Source organism: Halalkaliarchaeum desulfuricum (assembly GCF_002952775.1).
GTDB lineage: Archaea > Halobacteriota > Halobacteria > Halobacteriales > Haloferacaceae > Halalkaliarchaeum > Halalkaliarchaeum desulfuricum.
In genome coordinates, this window is sequence record NZ_CP025066.1 from 1561056 (window position 1) to 1572834 (window position 11779).

Annotated in this window: 13 protein-coding genes and 1 pseudogene; 9 read left to right on the forward strand and 5 right to left on the reverse strand. The window is 67.5% G+C overall.

Annotated elements, in window-relative coordinates; all coding sequences use genetic code 11:
• Positions 1 to 4: 4 nt before the first annotated feature.
• The 3 genes from AArcSl_RS07675 (at position 5) to AArcSl_RS07685 (ending at position 3735) form a co-directional block, all read left to right on the forward strand.
• On the forward strand, positions 5 to 1288 hold the full coding sequence (locus AArcSl_RS07675; RefSeq protein ID WP_119817267.1) for a molybdopterin molybdotransferase MoeA: 1284 nt from the start codon (positions 5 to 7) through the stop codon (positions 1286 to 1288).
• Positions 1285 to 3261, forward strand: a complete 1977-nt coding sequence (locus tag AArcSl_RS07680) for a molybdopterin biosynthesis protein (protein WP_119821816.1) — start codon at positions 1285 to 1287, stop codon at positions 3259 to 3261. The genes AArcSl_RS07675 and AArcSl_RS07680 overlap by 4 nt, the downstream gene beginning before the upstream one ends.
• 72 nt (positions 3262 to 3333) lie before the next feature.
• Positions 3334 to 3735: a TRAM domain-containing protein gene (locus AArcSl_RS07685; RefSeq protein WP_119817270.1), complete on the forward strand. Its 402-nt coding sequence runs from the start codon at positions 3334 to 3336 to the stop codon at positions 3733 to 3735.
• Between the two features lie 3 nt (positions 3736 to 3738).
• Here AArcSl_RS07685 and AArcSl_RS07690 read toward each other — a convergent pair whose 3' ends face one another.
• Both AArcSl_RS07690 and AArcSl_RS17050 read right to left on the reverse strand, forming a co-directional pair.
• Positions 3739 to 4206, reverse strand: coding sequence for a DUF7311 family protein (locus AArcSl_RS07690; RefSeq protein WP_154670804.1), 468 nt, complete (start codon positions 4204 to 4206; stop codon positions 3739 to 3741).
• A 13-nt stretch (positions 4207 to 4219) separates the two neighbouring features.
• Positions 4220 to 4450, reverse strand: a complete 231-nt coding sequence (locus AArcSl_RS17050; protein ID WP_119817276.1) for a DUF7310 family coiled-coil domain-containing protein — start codon at positions 4448 to 4450, stop codon at positions 4220 to 4222.
• A 118-nt stretch (positions 4451 to 4568) separates the two neighbouring features.
• On the opposite strand from AArcSl_RS17050, the pseudogene folP reads away from it, so the two are divergent.
• Both folP and AArcSl_RS07705 read left to right on the forward strand, forming a co-directional pair.
• Positions 4569 to 5429, forward strand: a pseudogene (gene folP, locus AArcSl_RS07700) (dihydropteroate synthase); the annotation flags it as partial.
• 62 nt (positions 5430 to 5491) lie between these two features.
• Positions 5492 to 6601: a glycosyltransferase family protein gene (locus AArcSl_RS07705; RefSeq protein ID WP_119817282.1), complete on the forward strand. Its 1110-nt coding sequence runs from the start codon at positions 5492 to 5494 to the stop codon at positions 6599 to 6601.
• Positions 6602 to 6697: 96 nt separating this feature from the next.
• On the opposite strand, the gene AArcSl_RS17055 is transcribed toward AArcSl_RS07705, so the two are convergent.
• A complete protein-coding gene (locus AArcSl_RS17055; protein ID WP_193588511.1) occupies positions 6698 to 6868 on the reverse strand; it encodes an HVO_0758 family zinc finger protein in 171 nt (56 codons plus the stop codon).
• 89 nt (positions 6869 to 6957) lie between these two features.
• Between AArcSl_RS17055 and AArcSl_RS07710 the strand changes: the two genes are divergently transcribed.
• From AArcSl_RS07710 to AArcSl_RS07720, 3 genes are all read left to right on the forward strand, one after another.
• Positions 6958 to 8112: an MFS transporter gene (locus tag AArcSl_RS07710; RefSeq protein ID WP_119817285.1), complete on the forward strand. Its 1155-nt coding sequence runs from the start codon at positions 6958 to 6960 to the stop codon at positions 8110 to 8112.
• Between the two features lie 76 nt (positions 8113 to 8188).
• Complete coding sequence (locus AArcSl_RS07715) at positions 8189 to 8725, forward strand: DUF7109 family protein (protein WP_394337318.1); 537 nt, start codon at positions 8189 to 8191, stop codon at positions 8723 to 8725.
• 108 nt (positions 8726 to 8833) lie between these two features.
• Positions 8834 to 9433: an NUDIX hydrolase gene (locus AArcSl_RS07720; RefSeq protein ID WP_119817288.1), complete on the forward strand. Its 600-nt coding sequence runs from the start codon at positions 8834 to 8836 to the stop codon at positions 9431 to 9433.
• An 18-nt stretch (positions 9434 to 9451) separates the two neighbouring features.
• Here the strand turns inward: AArcSl_RS07720 and AArcSl_RS07725 are convergent, their stop codons facing one another.
• Together AArcSl_RS07725 and AArcSl_RS07730 are read right to left on the reverse strand one after the other, a co-directional pair.
• Positions 9452 to 10363: a glycosyltransferase family 2 protein gene (locus AArcSl_RS07725; protein WP_119817291.1), complete on the reverse strand. Its 912-nt coding sequence runs from the start codon at positions 10361 to 10363 to the stop codon at positions 9452 to 9454.
• A 105-nt stretch (positions 10364 to 10468) separates the two neighbouring features.
• Complete coding sequence (locus AArcSl_RS07730) at positions 10469 to 10741, reverse strand: winged helix-turn-helix transcriptional regulator (RefSeq protein ID WP_119817294.1); 273 nt, start codon at positions 10739 to 10741, stop codon at positions 10469 to 10471.
• A gap of 288 nt (positions 10742 to 11029) precedes the next feature.
• Here AArcSl_RS07730 and AArcSl_RS07735 point away from each other — a divergent pair, with 288 nt between their 5' ends.
• Positions 11030 to 11740, forward strand: a complete 711-nt coding sequence (locus tag AArcSl_RS07735) for a class I SAM-dependent methyltransferase (protein ID WP_119817298.1) — start codon at positions 11030 to 11032, stop codon at positions 11738 to 11740.
• Positions 11741 to 11779 lie beyond the last annotated feature (39 nt).

The following is an 11779-nucleotide window of genomic DNA, read 5'->3' on the forward strand; positions in this document are numbered from 1 at the left end:
AGGTATGACCCACGACCGACAGGAGTCCGGGTTCAAACACCGCACCCGGGTCGCCGACGCCCTCGCTGCGATCCGGGAGGCCGCGACGCCGCACAGCCGGACGGAACGCGTCGCCGTCGCCGACGCCGACGGACGGACCGTCGCCGAGACGATCACGGCACCCAACCCCGTCCCCGGCTACGATCGGGCGGCCATGGACGGCTACGCCGTCCGGGCGCGTGACACATTCGGCGCCTCCGAACGGTCCCCGAGCGTGCTCACTCCGACCGAGGATCGCGTCGGCCCCGAGGAAGCCGCACGCGTCCACACCGGCAGCGACCTCCCGGCGGGCGCCGACGCGGTCGTGATGATCGAACAGGTCGAGGAGCTCGACTTCGACGGCGACGACGAGATCGAAGAACTCGAGGTGTTCGACGCCGTCGCGGAGGGGGAAAACGTCGGCGACGCCGGCGAGGACGTCGCCGAGGGACAGACCCTCTACGAGCCGCGCCACCGGTTCCGGCCATCCGATCTCGGCCTGCTCAAGTCCGTCGGCCTGGAGGAAGTCACCGTCTACGAACACCCGAGCGTCGCCGTGCTCCCCACCGGCGAGGAGCTCGTGCAGTCGGATCCGGGACCGGGCGAGGTGATCGAGACGAACGGCCTCACCGTCACCCGCCTTGCCGAACGGTGGGGCGGCGACGCGACCTACCGCGAAATCGTCACCGACGACGAGGACGCCCTCCGAAACGCCATCGAACGCGATCTGGATCACGATGTCGTCGTCACCACCGGCGGCTCGTCGGTGGGGGAACGCGACCTCGTTCCCGACGTCGTCGACGGGATCGGCGAGGTGCTGGTCCACGGCGTCGCGCTCAAACCGGGCCATCCCGTGGCGCTGGGCGCCGTCGAGGACACGCCGGTGGTGATGCTCCCCGGCTATCCCGTCGCCTGCATCGTCAACGCCGTGCAGTTCCTCCGGCCGGTGCTCAAAGACGTCGGCGCGATGCCGCTGCCGCCTCATCCGACCCGGACTGCACGCCTGACGCGTAAGATCCCCAGCGAGCCCGGAACCCGTACGTTCGCCCGGGTCAGGCTGGAGGTGGATCCGGACGACCGGAACGCCGACGACACCGGCAGCGAGGACGGGGAGAACCCGTCGTTCGCGGCGACACCTACCCGCGCCTCGGGATCGGGGGTGCTCTCCTCGGTCGCGCTTGCGGACGGCTGGGTCGTCGTCCCCGAACCCGTGGAGGGGTTCGACGCCGGCGAGGTCGTGACTGTCGAGGTGTGGGAGGGATCACAGTGAGCGACCGAAAGCAGTTCCGCGACCTCGCGACGCCCGAAGCGGCGAGGGAGGCGATCGCGTCGCTCGAGTTGACCGGCGAACCGGAGTCAGTCCCCCTCACGGAGGCCCGGGGGCGGGTGCTCGCAGAACGGATCGACGCGGGACGCGACGTTCCGGGCTTCGACCGGGCGTCGATGGACGGCTACGCCGTCCGTGCGCGCGACACCTTCGGCGCCGACGAGGCGGAGCCGGCGGTGCTCGCTCGGGTCGGCGAGGTCCACGCCGGCGAGGAGCCGGACGTGAGCGTCGATCCGGGCACCTGCGTCGAGATCTCCACCGGGGCGGTGATGCCCGACGGTGCCGATGCCGTCGTGATGGTCGAACGGACGGATCCGGCGGATGCCGTCGGCGAAGGCGACGGCGAGGGTGAAAACGACAGCGACGGCGACCGGATCGCGATCAGGACCACCGTCGCCCCTGGCGATCACGTGATGCTCGCGGGCGCGGACATCGCCGCCGGCGCACGCGCGCTCGGGCCCGGAACGCGGCTCACGCCCAGGGAGATCGGACTGCTGTCGGCGCTGGGCGTCGAGGAAGTCCCCGTCCGGGGTCGGCCGACGGTCGGCATCGTCTCGACCGGTGACGAACTCGTCAGACCCGGCGAGCCGCTTTCAGACGACCGTGGGGAGATCTACGACGTCAACAGCTACACGATCGCCTCGGCGGTCGAAGAGGCGGGCGGAAGCGCGGAGCTGTATCCACACGTCGGCGACGATTACGAGGAGATGGAGCGGCTGCTCTCGCGGGCGGCCGACGAGTGTGACCTGGTCGTCTCCTCGGGATCGACCTCCGCAAGCGCCGTCGACGTCATCTATCGGGTGATCGAACGCCGGGGGGAGCTCCTGTTGCACGGCGTGGCGGTCAAGCCGGGCAAGCCGATGCTCGTGGGGCGGCTGGACCGCGAGGACGGCGGCGAGTCCGCCTACGTCGGGCTTCCCGGCTACCCCGTTTCGGCGCTGACCATCTTCCGGACGTTCCTCGCCCCGGCGCTGCGCGAGGCCGCCGGCCTCCCGGAGCCGGAAACCGCGACCGTCTCCGGCCGGCTGGCCGTCGAACAGCGTCACGGCGAAGGACGGCTCCGCTTCCTCCCGGTCGGACTGCTCGAGGCCGGAGGGGACACGGAAACCGTGGTGGGAGATGGATATCCTCTCGTCTACCCGGTCGACAAGGGCTCGGGGGCGACGACGAGCCTCGTCGAGGCCGACGGGGTGGTTGCGATCGATCCCGACACGGACTACCTGGACGCCGGCGAGCGCGTCGAGGTCGAGTTGTTCTCCCCGGACGTCCGCCCGCCGACGCTTCTGGGCGTCGGGGAGGACGACCCAGCGCTCAACCGGCTGCTGGACGGGCTCGACCGGCCGCGGTATCTCCCGGTCGGCACACGGGAGGGCGTTCGGCGGCTCCGTGACGGGCTGCCGGACGTGGCCGTGACCGCCGGCCCGGTGCGCCGGTCGGTCGAGGCCGTCGACCTCGGCGGATGGACGCGAGAATGGGGACTGGTCGTCCCCCGGAACAACCCGGACGACGTACAGGGACTCGTGGACCTCATCGAACGGGAGCTCCGGTTCCGCAACCGGACGAGCGACGCCGGGCTGCGAACCGCTCTCGAAGCCGAGATCGAGTCGCTCGCCGACGAACGCGGGATCGACCGGGAGGAAGCCATCGACGCGATCGACGGCTACGGGCTCGAATCCCGGGCGTTCGAGAGTCCGGCCCGGGCGGTCGCCGGCGGCGACGCCGACGTCGGGCTCGGGCTCCGGGCGACCGCGACGGAACTGGAACTCGGGTTCGTTCCGATCGGCATCCAGGAGGTCCGCGTTCGCGCGAACCCCGAGCGGACGGAAAAGCCGAGCGTCGCCCGGCTCGAGTCTGCTCTGGCAGCGGACGACCACCTTCTCGGCCTCGACGGGTTCGATTCCACGGGCGGCTCATAACGAGGCTTCCGGTCGGTTCTGCGGCGGTACAACTATTAGGAACGATGCCCACGCGAACGGTAGAGGTCTGCTATGGAAATCTCCGATAACCTGCTTTGTCTGTTCAGTGCTGAACTGCGCGAGAAGGGAGACAGCTACGTCATCGAGGTACCCCGTCGCGAGATCGAGACCGGGTCGCTCTCGGCAGGGGACACCTACCGGGTCGCGCTCATCGCCGGACAGGCAGAAACCGACGAACCGTCCGAGTCTTCGACTGCCGACCGCGGCGATGGCCCGCAGCCACCCGTCGAACCGGGCGAGATCCGCTACGTCGAAATAGAGGATCTCGGGAAACAGGGGGACGGAATCGCCCGCGTCGAACGAGGCTACGTCATCATCGTTCCCGGCGCCGACGTCGGCGAACGCGTCAAGATCGAAGTGACCGAGGTCAAGTCCAACTTCGCGGTCGGCGAAGTCATCGAAGAGGACCTCTAGCATCTAGCCCTCGCCCCCGCGTCGACCGACGATCACGGCGGGCCGACCGTCCCCGATCCGGACGTACGCGAGAGACAACCGGTGTTTCCCGGGACCGAGCACGAGCGGCCCGTCGAGCGTTCTGAGGCGTGGACCGTCGGCCGGGAGCTGCCGTACTTGCCCGTCCGGTAGACGATAGCTCGCCTGCACCGGCGGACACTCCCTCACCGGAACCGAAACCGGACAGCCGATGCGAACGCGATCGATCCGTGCGCTCGCGAACCCGCCGTCGGGAACCGTCACGGTCGCGGGGACGCGTCCGGCTCGATCGATCCCGCCGGCCGCCGTCGACGACGACGCGAGCCCCGCGGCGGCCCGCTCGAGCCGGTCGATCTCGCCCTCGAGTTGCGTCACAGAGCGCTCCGGCTCCGTCGTCGAAAGCGCCCCCGTGGCGACCCCGACGAGCGCGACCGCAAGTACGATCGAAACCACGGGCCGCACGGGTTCACTCCTCGTCGAGCCGTCGTTGAAGCCGCTCTGCGGTCGCGAGCGCTAGATCCGCCCGGCGCTCGACCTCCCGATCGACACTTCGAACGCTCCCCGCGTAGCCCCGAAGTGCTTCGGTGGCCGCCTCGAGTTCGGCCACGCGGGACTCCAGTTTCGCGATCTCGTCTGCGATCCCGTCGGTTCCGCCTTCGACTCGGCCGCGTTCGGACCCGTTTTCGTGCGTCGACATGATCCGGGGACGGCTGGTGCGGCACCACTGATAAACCTCCGGACGCGTCGGGGTATGACCGACCACCGTGATCCACCGGATCGTCAACACTTAATCCGTTCGTTACCACATACCACTCATGCGAACGGTCCACGCGGCCGGCCTCCCGATCGGCGACAGATTTCCACCGCGGATCATGGGCGTGTTGAACGTGAGCGACGAGTCGCCGTACGATCCCTCCGTTCACGACGATCCGGAACAGGCGGCCGCATACGTGGACGAACAGTTGATCGACGAGGGCGCCGACATCGTCGACGTGGGGCTCGAGTCCGCGAACAAGCGGTTCGACGTGCTCACGGCGAACGAGGAACTCGACCGACTCGACGCCGCCATCGAGGCGATCGAATCGGTGAGCGGCGACGCCGTCTTCTCGATCGAAACGCGGTACTCCGAGGTGGCCGACGCCGCCCTGAACCGGGGATTCGACATGGTCAACGACGTCTGTGGCTTCGCGGATCCGGAGATGCCGGAGGTGTGTCGCGAACACGACGTCGCCGTCTGCAAGATGGCGAGCCCGCCGGACCTCGCCCGTCCGGGGGCCGTCACGGACGTCGACTGGACGCAGGCGCGGTCGCCCGAGTGGGAACGGCAGGCCGACTACGTCGATCGGGTGTACGAGGCGTTGAAACAGAACGGGCTGACCGACAAAACCATCGTCGATCCCGCGTTCGGCGGCTGGAGCGAGGAGAAGACGATCGAGGACGACCGGGAGACGTTCCGCCGTCTCGGGGAGTTTCGTGGGCTCGAACGGCCGATGCTGGTGTCGATCAACCGGAAGAACTTCCTTCGACACGTCGCCGATCGATCGACCGAGGAGGCGCTTCCGGTGAGCCTGGCGGCGACCTCGATGGCCGTCGAGCGGGGCGCCGATGTCGTCAGGACACACGACGTGGCCGAGACCCGCGACGCCGCGCTGATCGGCCACGAGTTCGGCGAGCGCGATGCGAGGTGGGGGACAGATCCGGACGCGGCAATCGAGGAGACGGAGGCGAGAACCGACTGATGGATTACATACAGGATCAGGTCACCACCCTGCACGACCTCGCCGACGCGACGCCCGACGCGCCCGTCTCCGAGTCCGCTGTCGTCGTCCCGATCGCCGGCGACCGGATCGAGTCGGTGACCCCCGAACACGTCTTTACAGCCCTGTCGGCCGTCGATCCCGTCGAGGTCGTGGTTCCGTTGCGAGCGCCGGGCGACGTCGCCGAGCGGTTCCGGAAGTGGGTTCGCTCGTTCGATCTGTCGGCGACGGTGCTGTGGTGTGATGCCGACGCCCTCGAGGCCACGCTTGTAGAGCACGGCATCGACGGAGATCACGGGAAAGGACGGGACGTGTGGCTCGGACTCGGCGTCGCCGCCTCCCGGGCCGAGTACGTCGCGGTCCACGACGCCGACGCGACGACGTACTCCCGCAACCACGTCCCACGGCTTCTTGCACCCCTGGGAATGGGATACTCTTTCGCGAAGGGATACTACGCCCGCGTCGAGGACGGTCGGCTGTACGGACGGTTGACTCGGCTGTTCGTCGCCCCCCTTATCAGGGCGCTCGAGACGCGACACCACCACCCGTTCGTCCGGTATCTCGCCGCGTTCCGGTATCCGCTCGCCGGCGAGTTCGCCCTCACCGCCGACCTGGCCCGCCGGGTGCGACTCCAGCGTCGCTGGGGGCTCGAGATCGGGCTGCTCGGCGAGGCCTTCGGCGCTGCCGGGTCGCGTCACAGCGCCCAGGTCGATCTGGGGTTCCACAGACACGACCACCACCCGGTGACCGGGGATCGCGGGCTCTCGACGATGGCTCTCGAGGTGGGGACAGCGCTGTTTCGTGCCGTGGACGATCACGGCGTGGACGTCGACTACGCTGCGCTTTCGACGGCCTACCGGGAGGCAGCCGACCGCCTCGTCGAACAGTACGCCGCCGACGCCGCGTTCAACGGGCTGGCGTACGATCCCGACGCCGAGCGCGAACAGAGCCGAACGTACGCAGACGGAATCCGTCCCCCGGGGCCGGACGCGCGTCTGCCGACGTGGGCTGACACGACGCTGTCGCCGTCGGCGGTCGTCGACGCCGCGGCCGGGGCAATCCGAACCGACCCCGAACCGGAAACCGACTGATTGCAACGCCGGAAGAAAACACCGAAGAAAAACGATGGAGGAATACACCGAAGAAAAACGCCGGAGGGAACGGGAGTCGATCTGGGCCGGGAGCGCTCAGCGAATGTCCTTCCACGACCGGCCGCACTCCGAACAGGATCTGACGTCGAACAGCTCGTCGGGGTCGTCCCTGCGGTCCAACACCTCTTCACACTCCGCACATTTGAGCCGCTCGTAGTTGTCTTTGAACAGTTCCCCTTCCCGGAGCCCTTTTCGCGTCGACTTCATGTGGGAGGGTTCGACGCCGGGGCTGTTAAATACCCTGTTCGGTCGTCGGGATTCAACAGGTTTGTAGCCGCCGCGGCGGTACGACGGGTGTGTCACGCGTTCGACTGTTCGGGACGCTGTGCGGGCTGGTGTTCCTCGTTAACTTCGCGCGGATCATCTTCGCGCCGCTGGTCGGGGAGTTCATGGACGTTTTCAGCGTCAGGGAGGGCACCATCGGACTCGTCGTCACACTGACGTGGGTGGGCAGCGCCTCCCCCCGGCTTCCGACCGGCTACCTCCTGACGAAAGTGCCGCGCCACTACGTGGTACTGGGGGCCGGTACAGTTCTCACCGCAGCGTCGTTTTTCATCGCGACCGCCGCAACCGTCCCTGCGCTGATGGCCGGCGCGTTCACGATGGGGCTGGCGTCGGGCGCCTACTTCGTTTCCGCGAACCCGCTGATCTCCGAACTGTTTCCCGAACGAGTCGGTCGAGTGATCGGGGTCCACGGGATGGCGAGCCAGTTCGCCGCGGTGCTTGCGGCGCCGATCGTCTCCGTCGCGGTCGTGTACGACTGGCGGCTCGTCTTCTACGGAACGGGGATCGCCGCCGCGACGATCACGCTGTTGATCTTTCTGGCCGCACGACGAACCGACCTCCCCGACGCGGGGACGAAGGACCGTGACTTCTTCGGTGCCGCACGTCGGGAGTGGCGGATCATCGTCACCGGGGTCGTGATGCTGGGGACCGTCGGCTTCGTCTGGCAGGGCATGTTCAACTTCTACGAGCAGTACATGCTCGCGAAGGGGTTGCCGGAATCCGTTGCGCGAAACCTCCTCACAGTGCTTTTCGCGGCCGGCGTGCCGGCCTTCCTCGTGAGTGGTCGACTCGCCGACCGACTGCCGCACGTGCCATACATTCTGGGCGTGATCGCGGCGTTTCTCGTCAGCGTCTTCGCGTTGACGATGACCTCGGGGCTGTTCGTCGTTATCGCCGTCTCCGCTGTCCTCGGCTTCGTGATCCATTCGCTATTCCCCGCGATGGACACGTACCTGCTCGACACGCTTCCGGACGCGTCCCGGGCGAGCGCGTACGCGTTCTACTCGGCGTCGATGATGCTGGCTCAGGCCGGTGGCGCCTCCGTCGTCGGCGCGCTCGTGGAACGGGGGTTCACCTACGACGCCGTCTTCGGGGTGTTCCTCTCCGGGCTCCTGGTCGTTGTGATAGTTCTGGCGGCGCTCGAAAGCGCCGGACGGCTCCCGTGATCTCGGTCGAACTGGTGATCGAGAACGTTCTCGCTCGACCGGACCAGTTTTGCCGGCGGGGGCCGTTCGCCCGGACGTGAGCGACGACAGCGCAACGACCGACAGCGACCGGGAGTTCCTCGAACCGGACGCCATCGCGGGGATCGTCGACATGTTCACCGCGTTGACGCGGGAAGAACTCGCGGACGCGGCTGCCGAACTCGCCTTCAAGCGGGGCGAGTCGATCGAGCGTGACGCCGTCGACCGGGCGATAGACGACGCCGTCTCGGAGTTCGCTCTCGTCAGTGTCGAATACGAGCCCACGAGCGACACGGAACAGGAGACACAGTACAGTCAGTCACACCTCGCGGTCGGGCCAACCGCGTTTCCGCGGCTCCCGGACGGCGCCGCAGACCTTCCCCACATCCTCGATGTCGAGAGGGAGCGATCGATCGATCGGGAGGTGGTCGCGACCGCAGTGGAAAAACGACTCCGGCGCGAGGCCGCCCGCGCTGCCGCCGACGGCGACGACGACCGGCTCGAGACCCTGCTCGACGTCTGCTTCGACGTGGACGTCTGGGCCGGGGTCGACACGGACGACGTGCGAGCGGATATCGAACGCGCCCTGGAATGAGGCCCCTCGGAGTGATCTCCCTCGAGAGCCTCCCTATCGTGAATATTTCGGCTTCCACCGGGCGGGAACGTCCCACAGAGCTATTGTATTCCGGCGCCAACTGAGCGTATGGATTTGGCGGAGGTGAGCCGTCACGAGCCCGTCCAGGTCGGCGGGACGGCACGGGAGGCCGCCGTTCTCGTCCCGGTGTTTTTCCGGGAGAGGGAGCCGTGGCTCCTGTTCACCAAGCGGGCGGAACACCTCGGCGAACATCCGGGTCAGATGAGCTTCCCCGGGGGAGGACGCGAACCCGTCGACGAGAGCCTCCGGGAGACCGCACTTCGGGAGGCCCGCGAGGAGGTCGGCCTCCGGCCGGAGGAGCCGACAATCGTCGGTCGGCTCGACGACATCGAGACAGTGAGCGGCTACGCCGTCCGTCCGTTCGTCGGCAGGATCCCCGACAGGGAGTACTATCCCGACGAGTACGAGGTCGCCGAGATCGTCCCGCTCCCCGTGAGGGGACTCACCGATCGCGGAAACTACGAGTCACAGCGCCGGGAACACCCGCGTCACGGCGACGTTCGTCTCCACTTCTTCCACGTGAACGGGTACACCGTCTGGGGAGCCACCGCTCGAATGCTGGTGCAGTTTCTCGAGTTGACGACCGACTGGAACGTGCCACCCGAACCGGATCACGTCGTCGACGAGGACGCCGAATATCCGGTTTGAACCCGGAACGGACGGCGATCACCGTTCGACGCGCCCGTCGCGTCGATCGTACAGCGCGACCGCGCGGTCGTGTCGTACCGAGAGTCCCCGGGGATTTCGCGACGGCGATCGATCCCGGGCCCGGGCGACGATCCCGTCAGTCGAGCCCTCGAGTGAGCCCCTCGCGACGCGCCACCCGTTTCCGATCCACGCGGTGGGAGCCCCCTCTCCACGGATCACCTCCTCGAAGGACGTCCGTGCGTCGCACAGCGCTTCTCCGACGAGGGTGCGTACAACCCCCGGTCTGACACCGTAATTCTTCGCGAGACGGTACCCGAGCGCGCGGTACTTCTCCCGCCAGTCGTGCCCGCCTTCAGCCAGCGGCTCGTGGCCCACCGACATCCGCTCGTTCCACGCGATCTCGTGTCCCAGACCGGCCAGTCTGTGAGCCGCGTCGCGGGCGCCGCCGACGTTCAGATACTCGTCGAACCCGTCGAGCACCTCGAGGACGCCGCGTCGGAACGCGACGTTCCCGCTCGTGAAGTAGCGGACCTCCCGCCCGGCGATCCGACGGTGTTCCGGCCCGTCGACTGCCGGCGCCTCCCGGTCGATCGGAAGCGACGGGCCGGTGACGACCGGCGCCGACTCGAGGCGCTCGAGGACCGCCTCCTGCCAGCCGTCCGTGACGCGCCGGTCGAAGTCGACGAGGGCGACGGCGTCGCCGCTCGCGACCTCGATCCCCGCGTTGCGGGCGACGTTCACCGAACGGTCAGAGATCTCCACGAGGACGTCGACGTCGTCCCGGTCGCGAACCATCCCCGTGGTCCCGTCCGCCGACGGCCCGTTGGCGACGATCACCTCGGCGTCCGGCGCGTGTGCCGCCAGCGCGTCCAGACACGCCGACAGCCGATCGCGCCCGTTGAGGGTGGGCACGACCACGGAAAGCTCCATATCCGTCGAAACAGCGGTACGGACTTAAAATAGTGGATCTCTGCCCGAACGCGATCGCGGTCTGCCGAACGCGATCGCAGTTCGTGTCGCCGAGATTCGGCGCGGTCAGTTCGTCAGGAAGTACACCTGTTTGCGGGCGTCCTTGAAGCTGTACCGGGAGTCGACGAGCCCCTCGTCCTCGAGACGGTTGAGGGCGTACCGGACCGTCCGGTCGGGCAACAGCGACTCCTCGGCGAGTTGTCCCTGCGAGAGCGGCGAGTCACCCTCCAGCACCTTCGCGACGAGCTTCGCGCTCGGCGGGAGCTCGCGGAGACGATCCCTGAACTCGGTGTCGGTCAGCGTTTCGTGGTCGTTGATTTCTGCCGGACTAGTGCTCATAGAGCACCGGAATCGATCTGCCGTGGTAAAGGTTAGCTACATATTGGGAAAACAAATACGAATTGTATAAGGAGATATAAGGTAGAGACGCGGCTATCCGAGGCCGGGACCGAACGACGGTCCGACCGGAGGACCCGAGCGGAGACGAGTCGAACTGCGTGATAGATCGTTATGAACAGGTATGTAAAACAATTATGTTTTGTGGCAAATATGCGCGGGGAACACGAAAGGAGGACGGCGCCGGGCGTCATCAGTACGATTTTAGTCCCCGGGCGTACAGGTTCCTCCGTGAAAGGACAGGAGTGGTACCAGGCGGACGATGTCGCCCAGGAGTACGACGACAAGCGGTTCTCCGGCGGCGGCCGCCTGATCGACCGCCGCGAAAAGCAGGCTGTCCTCTCGGCACTGGGTCCCGTCGAGGGCCGGGAGATACTCGAGGTCGCCTGCGGAACCGGACGGTTCACGGTCATGCTCGCCGACCAGGGCGCCGACATCGTCGGCCTCGACATCTCCTCGGCGATGCTGTCTCAGGGCCGCGAAAAGGCTGCCGACGCCGACGTCTCGGAGAACGTCTCGTTCATGCTCGGCGACGCAGGCCGGTTGCCGTTTCCCGACGATCACTTCGACGCCGTCTTCGCCATGCGGTTTTTCCATTTGGCGGACACACCCGTGACGTTCCTCCGGGAGCTCAAACGGGTCGCACGCGAACAGGTGTTCTTCGACACTTTCCGACGTCCCAGCATGCGCGTGCTGTACAACTGGGCGCTGCCGATGGGATCGCGGCTCTACTCGCAGCGGGACGTACGGAGCCTCCTCGCGGACGCCGGCCTCGAACTCGCCCACGAGTCCCACGACTTCGTGTTTCCGTACGGGTTCTACCGGAGCCTGCCGGGCGCGGTCGCGAAACCGTTCCGCGCGGTCGACGAGGCCGTTGGCAAAACGGCAGCCGGCGACGCGGTCGCGTCGGTCTCCTACTGGGACGCACGCGGCGGCGAGTGAAGAGCCGCCGAGACACCGCCGACGGCCAGTCGTTCCTCG

Excerpts from the sequence above, each read along its gene's own strand:
- AArcSl_RS07675 (WP_119817267.1), top strand. The coding sequence starts at position 5 with ATGACCCACGACCGACAGGAGTCCGGGTTCAAACACCGCACCCGGGTC.
- AArcSl_RS07685 (WP_119817270.1), top strand. The coding sequence starts at position 3,334 with ATGGAAATCTCCGATAACCTGCTTTGTCTGTTCAGTGCTGAACTGCGC.
- AArcSl_RS17050 (WP_119817276.1), bottom strand. The coding sequence starts at position 4,450 with ATGTCGACGCACGAAAACGGGTCCGAACGCGGCCGAGTCGAAGGCGGA.
- AArcSl_RS07705 (WP_119817282.1), top strand. The coding sequence starts at position 5,492 with ATGGATTACATACAGGATCAGGTCACCACCCTGCACGACCTCGCCGAC.
- AArcSl_RS17055 (WP_193588511.1), bottom strand. The coding sequence starts at position 6,868 with ATGAAGTCGACGCGAAAAGGGCTCCGGGAAGGGGAACTGTTCAAAGAC.
- AArcSl_RS07720 (WP_119817288.1), top strand. The coding sequence starts at position 8,834 with ATGGATTTGGCGGAGGTGAGCCGTCACGAGCCCGTCCAGGTCGGCGGG.
- AArcSl_RS07725 (WP_119817291.1), bottom strand. The coding sequence starts at position 10,363 with ATGGAGCTTTCCGTGGTCGTGCCCACCCTCAACGGGCGCGATCGGCTG.
- AArcSl_RS07730 (WP_119817294.1), bottom strand. The coding sequence starts at position 10,741 with ATGAGCACTAGTCCGGCAGAAATCAACGACCACGAAACGCTGACCGAC.